Raw genomic sequence first — 20,993 nt, forward strand, 5'->3', positions numbered from 1 at the left:
CAGGGAAAAATTTCAATCGTTGACTTCAGGACGGTCGGGCATATCTTATGGTGATGAGTCAAGTTCCAGATTACTGTTATATCCGTTCGGCAGAAGTTCCGGAAGGTGCTATTATGCCTAAACGGCAGGCACGGATTTCGCCTGATGACCGAGGTTTCTATTTTGCCGACGGTGTATATGAGGTGATGCGCACCTACCAGGGCAGGATTTTCCGGCTCCGGGAACATCTGAACCGGTTCCGGAATAGTCTGCGGGCGGTGCAGATTGACCTGCCGGATGTTGATCGTCTGGGCGAGATCTGTGTCGAGCTGATGGAGCGTAACGGGTTCTCTGGTCGGGATGTGTTTTTCTACATTCAGGCGACACGCGGGGTGTGGCAGCGCAACCTGCTTTTCCCACCTAGGGAGGTGCTGCCGACGCTGTATATATCGGTGACCGAAATTGTGCCGCCGGTCCGGGAGCGGGAGCAGGGTATTAGGGTGATTACCGTGGAGGATATCCGGTGGCAGCGGTGCGACATCAAGGCGATCGGTCTTCTGGCGAGTGTGCTGGCGCGTAATCAGGCGCAGGCGGCTGGTGCCGAGGAGGCGATTTTTGTCCGTAACGGGATTCTGACCGAGGGTACCCATACCAATCTGTTTCTGGTAAAAAATGGCAGGGTGTTCACCCATCCGCTCAACCGGCACATTTTGCCTGGTGTAACCAGAACGGTGGTTCTGGAGCTGTGTGCCCGGCTCGGGATTGAAGTTGTGGAGAGCGGGGTACGAGAGGACGAGGTTTTTGCAATGGATGAGGTTTTTGTCACCAGCACCACCTGGGAGGTGGTGCCGGTCGTGATGGTTAACGGTCGGCCGGTGGGCGCGGGTGTGCCAGGAGCAATCAGCCATGCCCTTCAGACAGAGTTTAGAAATTATGTGATAAAACAGTCCGGGGCCGGAATGAAAAATTTGTAAAACTTGACAAGATAAATTCATATGTGATACAATATGATGCGGCATGGTGCCTCCTTATTGGAAAGGAGAAAGGAGATGAAGCACTTAATCAGCACTCCGGTATTTTTAATCATTTTACTATCGCCCAGCTTTGCTGGTGACTGGGCGCTGTTCAATACCCCCCCCGCCATTTGATAGAACTCTACCCGGCACTTCTCTGACCTATGGGCACAACCCGGACGAGCCGTATAGCAAGCTCTTTTTAATCATCCCATCAAATGTTTCTTCGGAATACGGTTTCTTTCAGACCTGGGCTGGATTCGGTGGTTCGCTGGAGTGGGAGCAGCTGCCAGTGCCTGCGGGTGTAACACCGGCTCGGGATGCCTCCATCTGCTACGTTTATAACCCGTTCCGTATACCGCCGGAGGAAAAGGTGCTGGCGGTATTTGGTAACCGTCGTGATATCTGGTCCTATGATGTGCAGAGCCGGTCCTGGACCAGGGAAAGGGACATCTGGGGAGCCTCACCGGCAGGTAGAGGTGTCAGTCTCAGATTTGGTGGGTTTGGCACGGTATGTGGTCAGCCGGTAACAAGGTTTTATCTCATCAAGGGTGAAGGCAGTTCTGAATTCATGGTTTATAACCGGTTGTATGGAAACGGTGATGAGATCAAGGCACCCTTTCCTTACTGGGAGTTTCTGGCACCGTTTGGCAAGGGCATGATCCTCGATACTTTTTTCTATGCCGGTGCGGATATGGCGCTTTGGCCCCCGGTGCCGTTTATGACATTAATACCCACCTACATTTATGCGATGCAGGGAATGTCCTATCGAACTGGCATTAGTGATTTTTTCTACAGGTACTACATCCCGGGCAACTACTGGGAAAGACGCGATGACATTTTACACGGCGGGGTATTGGAAGGTGCTGCCATTGTTTCCCATGACACCTGGGGAAACCTGTATCCACATCAGACCGATGAGGTGAATTCAATTATGCACTGCGCTATTGGTGGAGGCACGAGACATTTTGATTGTTACGATGTGCCTGACAGATGGAATACCGACGCCCCTAATCCGGATAGAACTTTTGGTCCTGGTTCGGATCTGGTGTTTGGTGCTTACTGGTGGAGCCGGAATGTTGCCGATTCGCTTCCCGGCATCTGGGTATCGTTTGGAAACGGGCATAATGTCATTGCCTTTTATTCTAATTTTCCAAGAGATTACTCCGGTGAACAGTCCCAGCCCGGGTTTAAATATGAACCGAGCAGAGTTACAGTGAGTCCAAACCCGATAGAAAACAGTGCAACTTTCCGAATCAGAGATCGCTCAGGACCGGTGAGATTGCGGATTTATTCCGGAGCTGGCAGACTGGTCTGGGATGGAGAGGTTGCTGATGGCGTGGCGGTCTGGAATCGCTGCGACTTTAAAGGCAACAATGTCCCGCCCGGTGTTTATTTCTATCATGCCGGGCTGGAGACAGGTAAGCTGGTTGTAAGGTAAAAAATAAACAGGAGACACCATGCCGTGGGTTTTAATATTGAGAAATGCCGGACGGGCAATGGTGTTGGTTCTTTTTTTGTCAGTGGTGCTCGCACAGCCGGTCCGGACGCTTTATATTCCGGACAGTCTTGGCGGTAATTCTTACCTGCGTTCGCTGGTTTATAATCCGGTGCTGGACCGGATTTACATCTACAGTTCCAAATCAGAGAATATCGTAACGCTGGACTGCGGGACAAATCAGCGGCTTATACCCCACCACGACATCAGTCCCAATTTTGTTTTCAACCCCGGCAACAACCGTCTTTATCATGCCCGTCTGGTTGATGATTCCTCCGCGGTGACGGTCTATGGCGTTGATGCCGTTACCGGGCTGACAGTTGACAGTGTAGTTATCGCTCCCGGTACCCGGTTCTGGCCAATGCTGAAACTGGACCTCAGTATTCCGGCACAGAAGGTTTACTGCACCACTTTTTCGCTGGCAGGAGATACGGTAACCCATGTGATTGACTGCCGGACCAGCCATATTATCCGGCAGATTCCGGGCTTGCACTGGCTGACGGTCTTTGATACAGTGCGCAGTTATGCCTACATCTGCACGCCGGCGGCGATTTATACCCTTGACTGTGAACAGGACCAGATTACCGATTCAATCGCCGCACCGCCCGATTTTCAGTACCTGGACCTTTATCTTTTCCCGGAGCGGGAACTGCTGACCGCAACCCTTTATTCTCCAACTGCACCAGGAAGGGTGCAGCTGATTGACTGTCGGAACCGCCGGGTAAGGGGTGAGCTGGAGATGCCGGTTTCCGGACTGGGCATTGCCCGCCAGGTTCTCAATACCGTCAATAACAAATTATATGTCCTTGCACCATACACCAATACGGTTGCAATGATCTATGTGATCCCGGTGGACAGTCTGGTGATCAGCGATTCAATGCTGTTTCCACTTTACCAGATTCCCTACTGGCTTCTCTATAACCCGCAGAGCAATCATTTGTATGCCGCTTCCGGTTCAAGGTATGATATATTATTTTATGTCTTTGATGCCGGCGCCGACAGTCTGCTTGATGTTTTTGAGCTCTGGTTTCATTTTGAAGACGGGCTGGTGCATCCGGCGCTTAACAGGCTGTATTGTATTGATCAGAGCTGTGTCCATATTTTTGACTGTGCCCGGCGGAAGTTTGAAACCGCGATCAAGGCTGGATATCTGAATGAGCGGATAATGTGGCAGCCGGTTACAAACCGGCTTTATGTCAATGATGTGACTGTGGACACCTTTTCCACTCTGCTTATCGTCTACGATGGTCACACAAATGAATACCTGAAGACGGTGGATCTGTCTCATCAACTGCAACCGGCTGAGTGGTTCTTCCATTTTACCACGGCAACTGCAGAGAACAAGATTTATCTTGCCTCGGGCCAATCACTTGGGATCTATGTGCTGGACGGGGCAACCGATTCACTGGTCAACTTCATTCCCGGTCCGATTGGCGGTCATTATCTGCTTTACAATCCGGTGGTAAACAAGCTGTATGCCATTCCCTTTTCCGATTTTCTGCGCCGTTATTTTCCGCTTTATATCATTGACTGTGCGACTGATCGGGTTCTTAATGTTATTGATGTCGGTCAGTCGGGCGATGGTTACTGCAACCCCCATACCGGCAGGGTTTATGCGGCGATTACTTATCCACCTTCGGATTTGAAGACTTTCGTTATCTGTGGCAATGGTGATACGGTAATCCGGGTGCTGGATTCAATCGGCAGACCGCTTGCCTTCCGCAATAAGGGCAATATCCATCAGGTGTATGCGGGCTGTCCCTATCGGGACCGGATTTATGTTCTGGATCCGTATTCGGACAGTATCATTGATTCGGTTATTAATGTTTACTATACGAGCGAACCATTCTTTTATTACGATTCGATTGATGACCGGCTCTACTTTCCGCACGGTTCGGGCAATATTCTTGTCATTGACTGTGCCACCAACCGGCTCAGTGATACGATCAGCAACTGCGGCATCCGCCATGATGACTTTCGGGAAAACTCGGTCTGGAACGTCCGCAGTAACCGGCTTTATGTTGCCAATTACGACACCGCATCCCTGTTTTCCCGAGAGCCGAAAATCATGGTGATTGACTGCCGGACGAATACGGTGATTGACTCATTTACCGGACCGGCAAAGCCGGGATATATGCAATGGAATTACATTGATAACATGGTCTATATCAACGACCACGATCGTGCCAGGGTATTCGCATTCGCGGATGACCTGATCGGGTTGCAGCAGTCACCGGCAAGGAGTGGTAAGACTGCTTTGGGTCTTTTTATGCCTTCGGTCGGCATCCGGTTTGTGCGTCAAGCCGGGATTGGACAGGAGATAAACATTGCCGACATCAGCGGTCGGGTCGTCAGAGTCCTCGGAGCGAAGGAACTGATCTTTGATGCCGGCCGAATGGTACCGGGCGTTTATTTTGCATTCATTCGTGGCTTCAAGCCTCAGCGACTTGTAATAGTTAAATAACTGCCACGCCAGTCGATTGAACGCAACACCATAAAGGCTTGACCAGAAGCCTTAATAGGCTAAACTCAGTTGATGAGCAGACAGGCTGTAATGCCTTTTTTGGTAATTTTTTGTCTTACGGGTTACGCCCAGATCCCGCTGCCGGCTGCGCCGGACTGGAGTTCGGTGGATAATGACTATTCAACCGGTGGCGCCTTTGCTGATATTGATGGCAACGGGTTTGTGGATTTCTGTATCAGTAACGGTAATGACATGGCTTACAATTACAATTCGGTTTATTTCAATACCGGCGGTGTGCTGGAGACCAGGGCATCCTGGCGTTCGAATGACAGCGGTTATTTTGGCCATTGTTATGCCGGTGATGTGAATAATGACGGACTGCCGGATCTGGCGGTCGGTTATCTGGGCAGTGGGACAAGCGGTGATTTCCGGGCACGAATCTACTTAAACACCGGCTCGGGACTCAGTCCATTACCATGGTGGCGTTCCGCAGACCGGCATGCCTCGTTTGACTGCTGTCTGGGCGACTTTGATCTGGATGGAGATCTGGATCTGGCAATTTCTGCCGGTGATGCCTATGCGCCCGATGGTGATTCTGTCCGGATCTACCGGAACAACGGTGGTGTCTTTGACAGTCTGCCCTGCTGGACTGCTGAGGACAGCATACCCTCCGATGCGATCCGGTTCTGTGATATTGATAATGACGGAGATCTTGATCTTTTTGTCGGTTGCCGGCGCAAGGTGGTAATGTATGAAAATCGTGCCGGGGTGCTTGATACCCGTCCCTCGTGGGTTGCCCGGCAGGGAATCGGCTGGGTCCTGCGCCTGGAGTTCGGTGACTATGACCGGGACGGCTTTCTGGATCTGGCAGTAGCATCCAATGATCAGCTGGGCGATCCGAACAGCATCAAGGTCTTTCATAATAACAATGGGGTGCTGGATACGATTGCCAGTTTTAATATGCAGCGCCGGGGGACTCAGAACTATTCATCCTGTGTTGCCTGGGGTGATGTGAATGGTGACGGGTATCCGGAGCTGGCAGCCGGCGGCTGGTGGAAACCGGTCCGGGTTTATGCCAATAATGCCGGTGTACTCGATACCCTGCCTTCCTGGCAGTGGCAGCCGGCAAATCCGAATAATCTGGTGTGTGAGGCGCTGGTCTGGACTGATGTGCGCAACCGGCAGCTGGTCGCGGTTGTCGAGAGCAGTAGTGGGGATGGTTACCGCAAGCTGTTTTACCTCGGGCACCGGCCGGTTCAGTTTCTGGACAGTATTAAAGTAAATGGCGGGGCAGTAACTCCGGCTGATTACTGTTTTGATCAGACCGCAGGTTGGGTAAGTTTCGCCGACGCGCCGGATTCGGGAAACGGTAATGTGATCTTTTATTACCGTTATCCGGAATATCCGGACCTGGCGGTGACCAACTGGGACCGGGGTAATGGTAATCATCTGTTTCTGAATACTACGCAGGTGGGCGTTGCTGAGGCAGGCAGTACCAGCCGATTGAGTGTTGCGATTATGCCCAACCCTGCGGCTGGACCGATGACAATCAGGTTTGATAAAATTTTATTCCGAGAAATACCGGTCAGCATCTACAGCCAGGATGGCAGGCTGGTGCGCCGGCTCATTATCAAAAACGGGGTTATTGTATGGGACGGAAGTCTGGATGATGGCAGACCGGCAGTTCCCGGAGTTTATATGATCCGGGCCGAAGGGGCAGTACCGGTAAAGCTGGTGTGGCTCGGAAGATAAGGGGTGTAATTTGGCAGCGGAGCAGACAATTGCCGGAGAACTGCTTGCACGGCTTACGCGTTTCGGCCGGGTGTATCTGCTGGATACGGTTGGTTCGACAAATGATTATGCGTTCAGTCTGGCGGCGCGGAAAGAGCCAGCGGTGGTTGTTGCCCGGCGGCAGACAAAAGGCAGGGGCAGGTTTCGCCGGCGCTGGTTCGCCGATGAGGACAGTCTGATCTTTTCGCTTTTGCTGTTCACTGAGTCCGGTTTCCCGCAGCCGGCTGCTGTCACCCAGATTGCCGGACTCGCGCTCTGTCGGGCAATTGAACTGGGTATTCAGACCGCAAAACCGCCAGCGATGCTGCGCTGGCCTAATGATGTGGTGATCAGTAATAAAAAGGTTGCCGGTATCCTGTGCGAACAAAGGGGACAGGCAGTGGTGGTTGGTGTTGGGGTGAATGTTAATCAGCACCAGCTGCCGGAAAATCTGCCGGAAGCGGGTTCACTGTTTAGCGTTTACGGGCAGGCATGTGACAAGATGCGATTGCTGGATCTGTTTCTGGAGGAGTTTTCCCAGCTCCTGACCCAGATGAAGAAGGGAAATTCCCAGCCGGTCTGGGAAGAGATTCGGCAGCGGAGTGCGGTTATAAATCACCGGGTTGAGGTGAAAACGCTCTTGCGCCGGCACCTGGGCACAGTGATTGATATTGATGATGAGGGCAGGATTGTGCTGCGGAGTGATTCCGGCAGGCTGGTGGTGCTGAGCTCGGGACAGGTGAGACAGTTGAGATGATATTGACGGTAATTATCGGTAATACCAACAGCCGGCTGGCGTTTTTTGAAGGACAGTGTCTGGTCCGGTCTAGGGTTGTGCCGACGAGCCGGCTTGAGCAGGTGCTGGCAAACTTGAGGTTGAGCTCAAAAATTACCGGTGCTGCAGTGGCTTCGGTAGTGCCCAAGAAGACGCTCGCGGTCTACCGGGCTTTGAGCCGGCAGGTGCGGACCATGCTTTTTAATTCCCGGACTGGTGTACCGATCCGGGTGCATTACAACCGGAGGCTCGTGGGAGCAGACCGGCTCTGCGCCGCAGCCGGTGCGTTCAGTTGTTACCATCAGGACCTGATTGTAATTGATTTTGGCACTGCCATTACCTTCAATGTGGTTAAAATGCCCGGCGTTTTTCTTGGCGGTCCGATTCTGCCCGGTGCCCAGCTGATGCTGAACGGACTGGCAGCAGGAACCGGCAGACTGCCCCGGATCGATTTTTATCCCCGATCCCGGGTTCTGTCCCGGCAGACCGGACCGGCAATGCAGTCGGGCGTGTTTTTCCTGCTGGTTGGAGGGATCAAATTGATTCTGTCCCGGATCACCAGTGAAGCGGGACTGCAGTCACCACTAGTGATCGGGACCGGGGGCGGTATACGGCATTTTGTGCGGCATTTCAGAGAGATAATAAGTATTGTGGATCAAAATCTGGCAAGCCGTGGTCTTGCCGAAATATATTATTACAACAGGAGGCAGAATGAATAAGACCGGAGTGTTTGTTGATGTCCAGAATATTCAGGAGACTTTTGAACGGCAGGGGAAGGAAGTGCGGTATGATGCGATTATCCGTCATGTAATTACTACCGGCAACCGGGAGCGGGAGAATTGCAAGTTTGTTGCCTTTGTGCCTTATCGTCGGGACGATGAGCGACGGCAGCGGCTCATTGATGCCCTTTCCTTTCAGGGATACCGGGTGGTTTCCAAGCCGGTACGGGAGCGGCCGGACGGCACGATCAAAGCGAACATGGATATTGAGATCACGCTGGAGATTCTCTCGATGAGCGACTGGCTGGATGAGATTGTGCTTGTTACCGGTGATGGTGACTTTGTGGCGCTGGTGGACTGGCTGTCCAAGCGGGGGAAGAAGGTGATTACAATCGGACTCGGCCGGGGGTATACTTCAGTTGAGCTGATCCGGGCGTGTGACGAATATATCAATCTGGAGGAGATTGAAGGGGCGGTCAAGACACAGACGCAGAATCGGGAATGGGAGACACCGCCGACGGTCGCGTGAAGGATATTTTTCTGGGACTGGATACCAGCGGGTTTCAGACCGGCCTGGCGCTGGTCAGCGGAGGTGCGGTTTTATATGAAACCCGGAGTTCCGCCGGGACTTCCCATAATGAGTCGCTGTTACTTTTAATCAGGAGGGCACTGGACGCTGCCGGATTGCAGCTGGATCAACTCAGCGGTATCTGTCTGACCATCGGTCCGGGAATGTGGACCGGTTTGAGAGTGGGGTTGAGCACCGTCAAGGGTCTGGCACTGCCGAAGGGGATTGCGGTCAAGGGGGTGAATACGCTTCAGGTGATCGCTGCCAGCGCAGGTGCCGGCAGCGGTGCGGTGCTGGCGGTGATGGATGCGCGCCGGAATGAGCTCTACGCTGCCCTGTATCATGGAACTCAGGTTCTGATTTCACCTCAGGCAGGGGCAGCCCTTTTTTGGGGGAGGCTTGTTGCCGAAAGGCAGCCCCCAGGTGAGCTGGTCCTTGCTGGTGAGGGCAGTGAACTTATAAAGCCGGTTCTCTCGGCAATGGGAATCAGGTTTGTGGATTCCGGGGTGCGTTTGCCAGAGCCGGCGGTAATAGTCCGGCTCGGGGTTGAGTTATTAAAAAGTGAGGGTCCGGACCGGCTGTCCGAACTGGAACCGGTTTACCTGCGGCGCACTGATGCCGAGATTAATCTTGAAGGACGATTAAAGGGCAGCTTGTAATTTAATTACCAGCGCCTGATATTCCCAGATGTCCGTCAGGCTGTGATACTGAAAGCCGATGAGTATTTTCAGCCGGTCGTGGGGCAGGATGTTGATTCCGGGCAGAACCCGCCACTGGATTTTAGCATCTTCCCAGCGGATGATTTCAAAAGAGAGTGCCGGGGCAACAGGATTGAAGCGGGCTTCAACCTTCACATCACCGGCGAGGACATTGACATTCTGGTACCGGCGCAGGGCGATTTCCGGCGAAATCAGGAACGGTCCCTGATTTAGCTGGAGTTCTGCACCCAGTCCGAGCCATGGGACCGCTTCAGCCTGAGTCCAGCCGTAATAGATACGAGTGCCAAGTGCGAGGCTGGAGCTATGCCAGGGTTTTAATACCAGCCGGAGAAATATATCCTTGGCGCTGTTATTATCCCCGGTGTTCGGGCCGGTGCCATTGACTACTCCGGCGATTGCCCGGATCGCAGCAGCAGCTGTGCTGTCAGAACGATACCAGCAGAGCACACCGATATCCCGGGGGTTTTCGGGTTTAAGGATATTCGTGTAACAGAGAAGCGAATATTCCTCCAGGTTCAGCTGCTCTTCAGGAATTTCGCTGTTGAAACTTAATGGCAGAAGCATCTGGCCCACCTTCAGACCCATCCCACTGTGCCAGGTGAATTCCACCGCGAGGTCGCGCAGCGTCAGCCGGCTGAAGTCAAATTCCAGCCGGCTGGAAACAAGGGGTGCAATTTTGCCGGTGAGTCCCACAGTTGCCTGCCGGTGTCGGAATTCAAACGCATTTTTGAACCAGCCTCTGGCGCCGCCCCGCGAGAATGTGCCATAACACCAGAGTAAGCCGTCGACCGACAGCCGGTCCGGAATAATCGGAACTTCGGCAATCAAGATTGTATTGAGGATTAGAATGATGAGGAGAGGGCGGTGCATTTAAAACCACCTGCAGGTAAAATAATATGGCGGAGGCGGGTAGGAATCGAACCTACCGGTCAGCTTAACGCCGACCATACGGATTTGAAGTCCGCCAGGCACACCAGCACCCATCCGCCTCCGCATATCTGTTCAGTGCTGAATAACCACTTTGGCATTCAGCGGGACATCGACGCGGTCAGCCTTGAGAAAATATACACCTGCGGGCAGGTTTTTCAAATCCAGCCGGAAGCGGGTTTTGCCGTTGACCGTCTGAATCGGGAACTGCTGGACAAGGGCACCGGTGCGGTCAAAGAGCCGGAGTGTCACTGCCGGTTCGGGAGGCAGATTGAAGTTTATCTGTGCCTGGGCCCGGACCGGGTTCGGGGTGATGGTAACCACCAGACGGGTGTTTGCGGGACGGTTTTCAGCCAGGCCGGTCGTTTCCTGCCAGACGACTGCGGTCCGGATCAGAGTGTCATTAAACCGGCGTTCATCGGCAGCGAGATTAACCCAGCAGGTTACGGTGATGACGCCGGCGGTTTCGGCAAGGAATGGGGCAAAGCGCACGGTATCAAATGCGCCCGGGGTCAGGACCAGCCAGCTGCTGTCCATATAGGTTCCCGGCTGGATCTTCAGGTAGGCACGGCAGCTGTCAGGGTTGATTGCCAGGTTGCTGATTATTGCTTTGGGGTAAAGGGTGTCGGAGATATACAGTGATTCGGGAGTGAGCAGTGTCCGGACGGCAAAGTCATGGAGAACTTCATAAAGTTTCATCACCACCAGATCCTGATTGGCGGTGTCGTCTGTCGTTGTGCCGGCAGCAAAAATATATTTCGGACCCCGTACCACAATACGGTAGCCCCAGTCTTCACGGTGAGCTGCCGGGTTGTCCCAGGACCAGACATAGAGCGGAGTGCCGGCATTATCATATTTCAGAATCGTCATATCCATCCGGTTGATTCTTGATTCGCCGGTGCCGAGGACGAAAATTTGATTAAGCGAGTCAATAGCAATGTCAGCACCGGTGTCTTCAAATCCGTCCGCATCATAACGCTGAGTCCAGCGGGGCATTCCCGAGGCAGTGTAGGATACGGTGGCGATGTCATAGTCAGTGACATCGTCAAAGCTGGTGCCGGTGACAAAGACATTACCTGCAGGGTCCAGAGCGAGTGCGGTCAGGAGATCTTCATTATTCGCCGGATAACGGTTGTAGGTGCGGTACCAGAGCGAGTCACCACTGGTCGCACGGTACTTCATGGTAAAATAGTTGTAGTCCTGATTGTCATCCCAGACCGTACCGGCGACCAGCACGGAGCGGGTAACGGGGTCAAAGACAATTTTCATTCCATAGTCATCGCCGACCCAGGGCCAGTTGTTTTTGCGCCGGAGCCAGGTCTGCGTTCCATTGGGACGATAGCGGATGGTGGCAATGTCGTAGTCGGTGCCGTCATCGTAGCTGGTGCCGGTGACATAGATGTTATTGGAATCGTCAACGCAGATGGCGTAGGCTATATCCTCGTCATTTTCCGGAACCCGGTTGTAATAGCGGACCCAGAAGGTGTCACCGGTCTGGGCGTTATAACAGACAGTGCAGTAGTCGATGTTATAGCTGGCATCCGAGCAGAAGCCCGTGACGATCACCCGCCCGAGCCGGTCAAGGACCAGGGCATGGGCGGCATCGTCGCGGTTAACGGCACGGAACCAGCGTTTTGCCCAGAGCAGTTGTCCCGCCGGGCTGTATTTGATGGTGATCATATCCATGTCCATCAGGGTATCCATGGTCCAGCCGCAGACGAACACATTGCCGATGCTGTCGACCACGAGCGCCGATGCCGAATCATCCTGATTTGCCCGGCCGTTATAGGTCGCGGTCCAGACTACGGTGCCATCAGGGCGGTATTTCTGGACAAAGATGTCAGTCGTGAGTGAAGCGTTGGCGGTCTGACCGGTGATATAAACATACCCGGAATCATCAACTGCCATATCAGAGAAGACATCTTCGAGTCCGGGACCACCGTCAATTTTTCGCAGCCAGAAGGTATCCAGTTGAGCCAGGACAAGTGCCGGGAGCAGCATAACGAGGAACAGTACTGGGCGGGTCATTTTTCCTCCTTTTTCAAATTTTATGGTGCATACATAAAACTTTAGCCTGCATTCTGCCGGATGTCAATTAAAGCCATAAATAACTTGAAACCTGCCGTGTTTATGTTAAAATGCCCAGTAAAAGAAATTTGGTGCAGGGTATTTAAAGAAGATAGCGCATGGAAAACGGTATCGGGTTAGATGTGCTCCAGGAGGCAATCCGGACTGTCGATTTTCTATTGAGTCAGAACCGGGGACGTTATCCTGGGGATCTGCAGCCAATACATCCGCTTAGGCTGTCCGCCTGGCGCGAGGGCAGGACCGGAATGGAAAGCGAGGGTCCCTTTTTTGAGTTTCCGAGGCCTTCAGTTTCCGATCCGCTGGACGAGACGCTGGAATTGAACCGGGCGTATGCGGAGGCGCTGCTGATTCATGAGCAGCTCCATCAGGTGAAATTTGAACCCCGGATGCGGGAAGAACTGATTCAGCGGGCGCTGGGAATTCTGCCGGCATCGGAGCTCGGGCGGTTTCTGGAAATTCATTCCTGTCCCGCCGCGCTGCCCCGAAACATCGCCGATTCCAATGAGCGGCTGCTGGAGGCATTCAACCTGATCGCCCGCCGGTTCGGTGAGGCATCGGCACTGGCATACATTATGCTGATCGTTGCCGGTTTGCGCGCGAGGACCGAATTTGAAAATTACGGCAGAAAGATTGATCTGCTGTTTCAGAAGGTTGTGGAGGGACCGGCAGTTGCTCAGACACTGGAAATGGTGACATTGAATGGCCGGCGAGCCGGATTTGAACCGCAGTTCCGGCTCCTGGTGGCATTGAGGGAGCGGTTGTGGCAGCTGAAGCCGTCCCGGCTGGCACCAACCGGATTTTTGCTGTCCAAGGTGGTTGATGCCTACCTGTCTACCCGGCCCGGTGCCGGCAATGTGCTCGGTCTGGCAGTGCTGGACAGTATCATGATTGGCAAACTGGGTTTTGAGGTGCGCTATGTTTTCAATGCCGGGGTGATCATTCTTGAGGTCATCGTTGACAACCGGAGTGTTTACTGGGACCCCACCCGGCAGACACCCCTCTCCTTTGAGCCGCTGACCGCGGGTAAGCGGCTGAAAGTTTCGGATCTGGTGGGGCTGACCTATGCGAGTATCGCCCAGCAGTATTTTGCCCAGACCTACTGGGACCGGGCGATTGAGAATTTTCAGCGGGTCCTGGAGCTGATGCCGGATTCGGTTGAGACCTATATGGACCTCGCACTCTGCTATATGCGCAAGAATCAGCCGGAACGGGCGATCCGGATCGTGAATGAAGGGTTGAAGATCTGTCCGAATTCACCGGCACTGCACCATCTTGCCGGAAATGCCTATGCACAGGCGAATCAGTGGCGGAATGCGATTCTGGCTTACAAGAAGGCGGTGCAGCTGGCGCCCAAACTTCCTGAGGTGTGGTATAATATGGGTCTTGCCTATGAGAAGATGGAGGCATGGGGTCAGGCAGAGGCAGCATTTCAGATGGCGATCGAGCTGAAATCGGATTACTGCGCAGCCTATCTGGCACTGGGCAATCTCTATCTCGAACAGCAGAAGCCCGACAAGGCGATCGGATGCTACCGGGAGGCATTAAAACATGAGCCGAACCTGGTGGCAGCCTATTACAACCTCGGGCGTGCCTATTATGAGCGGAAGGAACTGGATAATGCGATCAATGCCTATCAGAAGGCGGTAAAACTTAACCCCAAGCATGCCGGTGCCTGGCATAATCTGGGAATTGCCTACCGGGATAAGGGGTTGAAGGACAAGGCGGTGGAAGCCCTGGAGCGGGCGGTTTCGCTGAACCCTAATCTGTTGAGGTGAATATGGGACTGGGTGATTTACCGATTATCCGGGCAATTGGCGATTTTTTCCGGTCGGCGTTTATCCGGGAGAAGCCGTTTGTCTGGGAGCCGGGGAGAATCGGGCCAAAATTTGACTGGCTGGATCATACTCATATCCTGATCCGTGAAGGTCCGCTGGCAAATAAGGAGATGGAGATCATTACCGAAATTTTCCCGAATAAGGCGAATGTGTTTGTTTCCATGGATGGCGAGAAGATCGGCCGGGCCTATATCGAGCGGGATCCACCCGGGGTTGGCGTGATCCTCTGGGACATTGCGGTCAAGGAAGGCTACCGGCGCAAGGGAATCGCCTCAATCATGACCTATGTGATCTTCCGGGAGCTGCTTTCAATTCAGAAGTCCGCATTCTTCAAAATCCGGATGATGCGGCTGATGAAGCCGGCGGAGAAAAACATTGAGCTGCAGAATGTTGGGATCGGGGTAATCGGCAACCGGCTGGGTTTCACCCCGGAGTTCAATCTTGACCGGCTGCTGAGGCCGGACAACATCGTCAGCCTGGAGGTGCTGCCGGCAAAGGGTGAATTCCCCCCCAGTTTCAAGATTGTAATCAAGACCTTTCCGCTCGTGCTGATCGCATTTGTTCTGGACACGGATACGCTGAAACCGGTGGACGATTTCCGGACCTATGTTCAGCTGACCAAGGATGAGTCAACAATTTACAACTGGGTGCGCCGGGGACTGATTGTCGTCGGCAACGGCAACTACTGGTTGCGCCGTAACGGCATCGACCAGTTTGTGAATCACCTGGCGACCGATGAGTGGGAAGCCCGGGATTTCCGGCGCAAGGTCCGGCCGGTATGAAGGGAGGAGGTCATTCCTGAAAAACTGCGGCTGGAGGTAAACCGTTCTCTGGAGATTGATTTCCGTCGGCTCAGCCCGAAAATCGGGTGCGGGCTGATGCTGGATAAGCTTCCCCGTTTCACGGGTTCTGATCCGCTGAATGCGGTGATGGCAAATTACGGCTATCAGCGGATTGCTGCTGATGTTCCGGCGCAGAAGATACTGACCAACCCCGGACTGCTGAAGAACTTCTATGACAATGCCTTTGCGAACAAAACGCCACTGCCGCAGAATTTCCGCTCCGTATATGGCACACAGGAGATTTATCTGGCGTATGATCCCGGGCTCAAGGGTGCCTGGTTTATTTCCGAGCCCCAGAACCGGATTGCACTGTTGAACTATTTCCGGGATGCGGTTTCCCTCGGTCTGAAGGCGGATGGAATTCTGCTGGTCGGTTCCACGCCCAAGCTGACCCCGGTCGGCTGGCAGAATCTGTATGATCTGCTTGATGAGGATTTTCTCAAGCAGTACCGGCCGATTGAGCGAGTGGAGATCATGAGCATCCTGTCCGGTGTCCGCTGGCGTCCGCCAACGCTCGGTCTGGGGGTGACATTTCTCAATATGAAGGAGCTCAAGGAAATCCGGGCGACGGTGGCGGCGGCGATCCGGGGAGGAACTGAGGGGGAGATTCATCAGTGAGCGCGGGGAATTGTAATCCTGAGATTCACGGGGCTGGTGTTACCAGCCTTGGCTGTTTCGGCCGGGGGTAATCATTCAATCAATGTCCGAACCTGATGTAATAATTCAAAAGTTAAATCAGGCGGTGCAGCTGATTGAGGACTGTGCTGAGTTTGTTCCGCTTATTCCGGAAGTCCGGACGAATATCGTTTTTGCCCGGGCTGATGCCAGCACCCCAGCTGATGTTGCAGCGGTTGATGGCAGAATTACCGTGGTCAACAGTCGCCCGAAGGCAGCCGGTCCGGTCCGGTTTGGGGCTTCGGATCATCTTGCCCGTTTTGTCCTGGAGCTGCGCCGTTTTGACCCTGAAGTGCGTTCAGCAGTGAATTTCCGCTGGAACGAGCGGATCAGAATGCTGGTGGAAAAATGGGCAGGAGAGCACGGGTTCAGAATCGGGGTAATTGACCGGACGAGAGAGCCGGAGGAGCTTCTGGGCAAAGATCGGATGTCCGCACCCTGGAAGGTGGAGCAGGTTCTGCAGTCAACCGGCGGTATCGTGCCGGAAATTGTGAGTGAGACCGCCGGGTGGGGCAAGGAGCCGATGTTCATTCTGCTGGGACCCGAGCCGGTCGTTGTTGCCCGGCGGCTCGTGGATATCGCCCGGATTTACCATCAGTCGGTATAATATGAGGTTCAGGTTTCGCATATTGCTCTTACTGGTAATGGCTTGCCGAGCTGTTTATCCGGCACTGCCGATCATGCCGGTGGATTCGCTCAAGCCGGGAATGAAGGGTACAGGGTATTCAGTGTTTTCCGGTACCAAGCCCGAGCCGTTTCAGGTGGAGATTATTGATGTCATGCACCGGACTACGCCCCGGGGTGATATCATTCTTGCCCGGCTTTCCGGTGCCGGGCTGGAGCAGACCGGTGTGATTGCCGGCATGTCGGGCAGTCCGGTGTATATCGACGGCCGGCTGGTGGGGGCGGTTGCCTATGCCTGGGCGTTTGCCAAGGAGCCGATTGCCGGTATTACCCCGGCGGGCGAGATGCTGAAGATCTGGGAACTGCCGGATACGGTGAAAACCGGTGCGGTCCGACCGCTCGGTTCCGGTTACCGTTCAGAGCTGAATCTGCCTGCGGTACCGCTTGCACTCTCGGGTTTTTCTTCCCGGCTGGAGGCACTGGTGGCACCAGTGCTCAGCCGGCATGGACTGGTGCCGGTTGCCGGCGGGATTGCCGGCGGTGATGATACTGCGGAGCTGGTGCCGGGCGGAGCGGTGGGGGTGGCGCTGATTGATGGTGATGTCCGGGCAGCAGCGATCGGCACAATCACCGCCCGGGATGGCAACCGGATCTTAGCCTTCGGTCATCCGATGTTTCTTGCCGGTGCGGTCCGACTGCCGCTGACCGGTGGCAGAATTCATTCGGTTCTGCCTTCACTGAACATTTCCGCAAAGCTGTTTTCGCCGTCAAAACCGGTAGGTGTAGTCAATCAGGACCGGCTGACCGGAATCAGCGGTATCATCGGACCGGAAGCACCGATGATTCCAGTGCGGGTACATATTCAATCTCCGGTTACCGATGACTCCTACCGGTTCCGGGTTGCGGACCATGAGCAGCTCACCCCGGATTTTCTGCCGGTCGGGCTGATTCAGACGGTGCTGCAGACTGAGGGCATGATGGAGGATTATGCGCTTGAGACCCGGGTGCAGCTGGTTTTCGAGCGGCAGGGCAGAAACCGGGTGGAAGTCCGCCATCTGTTCAGCGGGACCGAACCGCTTTCCCAGATGATGGAAAAGTTCAGTGCCGAGCTGGCACTGCTGTTCGGAAATCCGATTGAGCCGGTAAGTCTGCGCGCGGTTGAAGCAGAACTTAAATTTCACCCGGGCCGGCGCATCTGCCAGCTGATTTCCGCCCGGTCGGAGCGGAGCCGGGTGCAGCCAGGCGATACATTCGGCATCCTTCTCCGGCTGCGTGACTACCGCGGCGAGGAGACGGAAAAAAGGGTGACGCTGACAGTACCACCCGCAGCATCGCCGGGTCCGCTCACGCTGACGCTCACCAGCCGGGACGATTTTCTGAATCAGGAGCTGGGTGATGCGGGTGAGTTAGCCCAGCCGAAAACTCTCGACGGACTGCTGAGGCTATTGGGGGAATCGGGACGGGAGGATGAGCTGGTGATTGCCGGCTATGTCCGGAAACCGGGTTTGAGACTTGATAATCAGGCGGAGCTGCCGCAGGCGCCGCCGTCAATTCAGCGGGTGCTCGGTGTGCCCCGTTCGCTCGGCGAGGTCCGGCCTGTTCCGGCAAGCCGGCTGTTCAAAACGATCGTGCCGCTGGAACGGGTGGTCATCGGTTCGGCAACCATCGAAGTGGAGGTCAAATGAAACCGGTTGGGCTGATGGTATTATTTTACACGCAGTTAATGGCTGCGGTCTGGACATTTATGCCGGATGAGAGTCTGTTTCCGCGGATAGACGAGATTGAGTTGCAAAATGTCTATCTGCCGGCTGAAGGTGAGATTCGCTTAAGCAGTGCGGTGGAGCCGCTTACTCAGCTGGAGGATGCGGTTATCTGGAGTATCGCTCCGGACCGCAGCGGTAATCTGTATATCGGCACCGGTAACCAGAGCCGGCTTTACCGGTTCAATCTCCAGCGGCGCCAGCTGGTGCCGGTTTTCTCCGGTGAGGAGGGGCAGATATTGGCAGTGCTGGTGCAGGATAATCAGGTGTACTTTGGCACTTCACCGCAGGGAATCGTCTGGCGCCTGCTTCCGGATGGCAAAAGTGATACCTTCGTCAATACCGGTGAGGTTTATATTCACAGCCTGATCTCCGGTCCCGGGAGAGCAATTCTCTGCGCTACCGGTCCGAACGGCCGGCTTTACCTGATCGGGCCCGAGGGAAGAACGAAAACGGTGTTTACCGCACCATCCGCTCACATCACCACCCTCAGCTGGCTCAGGCCCGGAGAGGAGCTGCTCGCCGGCACCGCACCCGCCGGCACACTTTACCGGTTGCGACTGGCACCGGATGGCAGCCTCACCAGCGCCGCGGTGCTCTACGACACGCCGCTGGAGGAGGTCCGGGCGGTGACGGTCAGGGGCAGACAGATTTATCTGGCAGCAAACCCCGGAACTGAGAGTCAGAGCGGTGGTCAGCCCACAGTTTATGCGCTCAATTCCGAGGGGCTGGTCCGGTGGCAGTGGCAGTGTCCGGAGTCAACCATATTCAGCCTGGTGAGCTTTGGCGACCGGCTGCTGGTTTTCACCGGTAACCGCGGGCTGATTTATGCACTGGACACACTGGGCAGAGCAGGGGTCCTTGCCCGGATGGAGGAGCCCCAGCTGCTGGTGACTGCGGTCCGCGATCGGGAACTTTACTTCGGCACCGGCAATCCGGCGGCAGTTTACCGGTTAACTTCCAGCTATGCCGATTCCGGTTATTTCACCAGTCCGGTATATGACTGTCAGACGGTGGCGCGGTTCGGCAGAATGGTGCCGCGGCTGCACACCCCGGCTGGAACCGAAGTCGGCTTCGAGACCCGTTCCGGGAATGCCGAAGAGCCGGATTCACTCTGGAGCAGCTGGATGCCGGTGCGGGAACGGGTAGTTTCGCCACCGGCGCGGTTCATCCAGTGGCGGGCAAAATTTGCTACCAGTTACCGCGCGGCAACACCGGCGCTGGAGCGGGTTGATCTTTATTATCAACCGGTCAACCGGACACCGGTCATCAGCCGGCTTGATATCAGCACACCGGCAGAAAATGAGGTCCGGCGTGGTAACGCTCAGCCGAGACGGCAGATCACCTTTGATGTTTCCGATCCGGATGGCGATTCACTGCTTTATCAATTGCTGCTCAGACCGGAAGGCGGAGCGGACTGGCTGGTTTTGAAGGGAGAGTTGACCGAGAGTCGTTATGAGCTTGACACCAGGACGCTGCCCGACGGCTGGTACCGGATTAAGGTTATTGTCTCGGATGCACCGGATCACGGTGCTGATGAGGCGCAGACAGCAGAAAGGGAGAGTCCGCCGTTTCTCATTGACAATACACCGCCAGTGATTTCCGAGATCAGAATTTCCGGCAACCGGGCGCAGTGGACCGTGACCGATGCCACATCACCGCTTGCCGCCTGCCGGATTGCGGTCAATTCCGGGTCCTGGGTACCGGTGATACCGGAGGACACGATCTTTGACGGATTGAGCGAGCGGTTCTCGAGTGCGGTGGAGTTGAAGCCCGGATTGAATACGGTGGCGGTCTGGGCGGTTGACGGCCAGGGGAATGTTGCCGTCCGCCAGCTGACGGTCAACCGTTAAACCAGTCCAGCTTCTTGAATGCCCGCTCCAGCCGGCGGACCTCGTAATGATGGGTCATGTCAAGATGGAGCGGGGTTACGGAGATAAACCCGGCATAGACCGCTTCAAAATCTGAGCCCCGGGTCGCCTTGAAGTCCATTTCACCGTCAATCGTGTAGCACAGGCCGCCATCGGGCAGTCGCTTGCGAATTGCCATATCACGGTAAATCCGGTGTCCCAGGCGTGTCACCCTGATCCCCCTGATCTCTCCTGCCGGAATGTTGATATTGAGCAGGCACTTATGAGGCAGAAGTCCGTCAAGTAAAAGCGGTACCAGGACAAAAAGCAGCCGGCGGATGGCGGGCAGGTTCTCGCCGGTACGGAGATAGGACAGGGCGATTGCCGGAATGCCGAGCAGGGCAGCCTCGATGGCAGCGGCAACTGTGCCGGAATAGAGGACATCATCACCGAGGTTCGGGCTGTCGTTGATTCCGGAGACTACCAGGTCAATCGACCTCCGGAAGATGCCGTGGTGGGCGATGAGGACGCAGTCGGTCGGAGTGCCGGCAACCGCATACCAGCCGGGTTTGCGCCGCTGGACCACGAGCGGTTTGCGCAGGCTGAAGGAGTGGCTGGCAGCCGACTGGTTGGTTGCCGGTGCGACCACAAACCTTCTGCCCAGACCCCGGGTGGCGGTAAAAAGGTCCTTTATTCCCGGGGCATCAATGCCGTCGTCATTGGTCAGGACGAGAAGCGGTCTTTCCATTGACGGTGAGATTTTAATGGCACGACAGCGAAGGTCAACCTGATGTCTTGTTGAAAATTGACAGATAGAATAAAAATTAGTATCGTTAAAGGTTTGGATTCGTCGCTTAAGGTCTGAATTGCGGGTTTCAGGGTAAAAA

The 20,993-nt window shown here is 54.8% G+C and carries 17 protein-coding genes and 1 tRNA gene; 14 read left to right on the top strand and 4 right to left on the bottom strand.

The genetic code is table 11. The features are described from left to right. Positions 1 to 53: 53 nt before the first annotated feature. The 8 genes from ABIK48_05935 to tsaB all read left to right on the top strand — a co-directional run bounded on the left by ABIK48_05935 (position 54) and on the right by tsaB (position 9,445). The gene (locus ABIK48_05935) at positions 54 to 953 is read left to right on the top strand and encodes an aminotransferase class IV (protein ID MEO0021699.1); all 900 of its coding nucleotides are present in this window, start codon (positions 54 to 56) and stop codon (positions 951 to 953) included. A 136-nt stretch (positions 954 to 1,089) separates the two neighbouring features. Next, positions 1,090 to 2,433 (top strand): T9SS type A sorting domain-containing protein, encoded by a 1,344-nt coding sequence (locus ABIK48_05940; GenBank protein ID MEO0021700.1) that lies wholly within the window; start codon positions 1,090 to 1,092, stop codon positions 2,431 to 2,433. Positions 2,434 to 2,452: 19 nt separating this feature from the next. Continuing rightward, complete coding sequence (locus ABIK48_05945; GenBank protein ID MEO0021701.1) at positions 2,453 to 4,954, top strand: hypothetical protein; 2,502 nt, start codon at positions 2,453 to 2,455, stop codon at positions 4,952 to 4,954. A 72-nt stretch (positions 4,955 to 5,026) separates the two neighbouring features. After that, on the top strand, positions 5,027 to 6,706 hold the full coding sequence (locus tag ABIK48_05950; protein ID MEO0021702.1) for an FG-GAP-like repeat-containing protein: 1,680 nt from the start codon (positions 5,027 to 5,029) through the stop codon (positions 6,704 to 6,706). A 10-nt stretch (positions 6,707 to 6,716) separates the two neighbouring features. Beyond that, entirely contained in the window at positions 6,717 to 7,481 is a 765-nt protein-coding gene (locus ABIK48_05955) for a biotin--[acetyl-CoA-carboxylase] ligase (GenBank protein ID MEO0021703.1), read from the top strand. Beyond that, on the top strand, positions 7,478 to 8,218 hold the full coding sequence (locus tag ABIK48_05960) for a type III pantothenate kinase (protein ID MEO0021704.1): 741 nt from the start codon (positions 7,478 to 7,480) through the stop codon (positions 8,216 to 8,218). The genes ABIK48_05955 and ABIK48_05960 overlap by 4 nt, the downstream gene beginning before the upstream one ends. Next, positions 8,211 to 8,747, top strand: coding sequence for an NYN domain-containing protein (locus ABIK48_05965; GenBank protein ID MEO0021705.1), 537 nt, complete (start codon positions 8,211 to 8,213; stop codon positions 8,745 to 8,747). Before ABIK48_05960 ends, ABIK48_05965 begins: the two co-directional genes overlap by 8 nt. Further along, entirely contained in the window at positions 8,720 to 9,445 is a 726-nt protein-coding gene (gene tsaB, locus ABIK48_05970) for a tRNA (adenosine(37)-N6)-threonylcarbamoyltransferase complex dimerization subunit type 1 TsaB (GenBank protein ID MEO0021706.1), read from the top strand. Before ABIK48_05965 ends, tsaB begins: the two co-directional genes overlap by 28 nt. Here the strand turns inward: tsaB and ABIK48_05975 are convergent. The 3 genes from ABIK48_05975 to ABIK48_05985 all read right to left on the bottom strand — a co-directional run bounded on the left by ABIK48_05975 (position 9,428) and on the right by ABIK48_05985 (position 12,460). After that, positions 9,428 to 10,375 carry a hypothetical protein gene (locus ABIK48_05975; GenBank protein MEO0021707.1) on the bottom strand — a complete coding sequence of 316 codons (948 nt, stop codon included), beginning with the start codon at positions 10,373 to 10,375 and terminating at the stop codon, positions 9,428 to 9,430. The genes tsaB and ABIK48_05975 overlap by 18 nt on opposite strands. 27 nt (positions 10,376 to 10,402) lie before the next feature. Beyond that, a tRNA-Sec gene (locus ABIK48_05980) sits at positions 10,403 to 10,497 on the bottom strand. A 10-nt stretch (positions 10,498 to 10,507) separates the two neighbouring features. Continuing rightward, positions 10,508 to 12,460: a T9SS type A sorting domain-containing protein gene (locus ABIK48_05985; GenBank protein ID MEO0021708.1), complete on the bottom strand. Its 1,953-nt coding sequence runs from the start codon at positions 12,458 to 12,460 to the stop codon at positions 10,508 to 10,510. A 158-nt stretch (positions 12,461 to 12,618) separates the two neighbouring features. Between ABIK48_05985 and ABIK48_05990 the strand changes: the two genes are divergently transcribed. The 6 genes from ABIK48_05990 to ABIK48_06015 all read left to right on the top strand — a co-directional run bounded on the left by ABIK48_05990 (position 12,619) and on the right by ABIK48_06015 (position 20,109). After that, entirely contained in the window at positions 12,619 to 14,295 is a 1,677-nt protein-coding gene (locus ABIK48_05990) for a tetratricopeptide repeat protein (protein MEO0021709.1), read from the top strand. A gap of 2 nt (positions 14,296 to 14,297) precedes the next feature. After that, positions 14,298 to 15,137: a GNAT family N-acetyltransferase gene (locus tag ABIK48_05995; GenBank protein MEO0021710.1), complete on the top strand. Its 840-nt coding sequence runs from the start codon at positions 14,298 to 14,300 to the stop codon at positions 15,135 to 15,137. 96 nt (positions 15,138 to 15,233) lie between these two features. Further along, positions 15,234 to 15,815 (top strand): hypothetical protein, encoded by a 582-nt coding sequence (locus ABIK48_06000; protein MEO0021711.1) that lies wholly within the window; start codon positions 15,234 to 15,236, stop codon positions 15,813 to 15,815. A gap of 82 nt (positions 15,816 to 15,897) precedes the next feature. Then, entirely contained in the window at positions 15,898 to 16,479 is a 582-nt protein-coding gene (locus ABIK48_06005; GenBank protein ID MEO0021712.1) for a thiamine-phosphate synthase family protein, read from the top strand. A 37-nt stretch (positions 16,480 to 16,516) separates the two neighbouring features. After that, entirely contained in the window at positions 16,517 to 18,181 is a 1,665-nt protein-coding gene (locus tag ABIK48_06010; GenBank protein ID MEO0021713.1) for a SpoIVB peptidase S55 domain-containing protein, read from the top strand. After that, positions 18,178 to 20,109 (top strand): PQQ-binding-like beta-propeller repeat protein, encoded by a 1,932-nt coding sequence (locus ABIK48_06015; protein ID MEO0021714.1) that lies wholly within the window; start codon positions 18,178 to 18,180, stop codon positions 20,107 to 20,109. Before ABIK48_06010 ends, ABIK48_06015 begins: the two co-directional genes overlap by 4 nt. Here the strand turns inward: ABIK48_06015 and surE are convergent. Then, positions 20,099 to 20,854: a 5'/3'-nucleotidase SurE gene (surE, locus tag ABIK48_06020; GenBank protein ID MEO0021715.1), complete on the bottom strand. Its 756-nt coding sequence runs from the start codon at positions 20,852 to 20,854 to the stop codon at positions 20,099 to 20,101. The two genes, ABIK48_06015 and surE, sit on opposite strands and share 11 nt — an antisense overlap. Positions 20,855 to 20,993: the final 139 nt, after the last annotated feature.

It is taken from the genome of candidate division WOR-3 bacterium, from assembly GCA_039801085.1.
In the GTDB taxonomy this organism is placed as follows: Bacteria; Hydrothermota; Tepidihabitantia; order Tepidihabitantales; family Tepidihabitantaceae; genus JAOABP01.

What these genes read in the sequence shown, in the direction of transcription:
- ABIK48_05935 (MEO0021699.1), top strand. Translation starts at nt 54, where the DNA reads ATGAGTCAAGTTCCAGATTACTGTTATATCCGTTCGGCAGAAGTTCCG.
- ABIK48_05945 (MEO0021701.1), top strand. Translation starts at nt 2,453, where the DNA reads ATGCCGTGGGTTTTAATATTGAGAAATGCCGGACGGGCAATGGTGTTG.
- ABIK48_05950 (MEO0021702.1), top strand. Translation starts at nt 5,027, where the DNA reads ATGAGCAGACAGGCTGTAATGCCTTTTTTGGTAATTTTTTGTCTTACG.
- ABIK48_05960 (MEO0021704.1), top strand. Translation starts at nt 7,478, where the DNA reads ATGATATTGACGGTAATTATCGGTAATACCAACAGCCGGCTGGCGTTT.
- ABIK48_05965 (MEO0021705.1), top strand. Translation starts at nt 8,211, where the DNA reads ATGAATAAGACCGGAGTGTTTGTTGATGTCCAGAATATTCAGGAGACT.
- tsaB (MEO0021706.1), top strand. Translation starts at nt 8,720, where the DNA reads ATGGGAGACACCGCCGACGGTCGCGTGAAGGATATTTTTCTGGGACTG.
- ABIK48_05975 (MEO0021707.1), bottom strand. Translation starts at nt 10,375, where the DNA reads ATGCACCGCCCTCTCCTCATCATTCTAATCCTCAATACAATCTTGATT.
- ABIK48_05985 (MEO0021708.1), bottom strand. Translation starts at nt 12,460, where the DNA reads ATGACCCGCCCAGTACTGTTCCTCGTTATGCTGCTCCCGGCACTTGTC.
- ABIK48_05990 (MEO0021709.1), top strand. Translation starts at nt 12,619, where the DNA reads ATGGAAAACGGTATCGGGTTAGATGTGCTCCAGGAGGCAATCCGGACT.
- ABIK48_05995 (MEO0021710.1), top strand. Translation starts at nt 14,298, where the DNA reads ATGGGACTGGGTGATTTACCGATTATCCGGGCAATTGGCGATTTTTTC.
- ABIK48_06000 (MEO0021711.1), top strand. Translation starts at nt 15,234, where the DNA reads ATGCTGGATAAGCTTCCCCGTTTCACGGGTTCTGATCCGCTGAATGCG.
- ABIK48_06005 (MEO0021712.1), top strand. Translation starts at nt 15,898, where the DNA reads ATGTCCGAACCTGATGTAATAATTCAAAAGTTAAATCAGGCGGTGCAG.
- ABIK48_06010 (MEO0021713.1), top strand. Translation starts at nt 16,517, where the DNA reads ATGGCTTGCCGAGCTGTTTATCCGGCACTGCCGATCATGCCGGTGGAT.
- ABIK48_06015 (MEO0021714.1), top strand. Translation starts at nt 18,178, where the DNA reads ATGAAACCGGTTGGGCTGATGGTATTATTTTACACGCAGTTAATGGCT.
- surE (MEO0021715.1), bottom strand. Translation starts at nt 20,854, where the DNA reads ATGGAAAGACCGCTTCTCGTCCTGACCAATGACGACGGCATTGATGCC.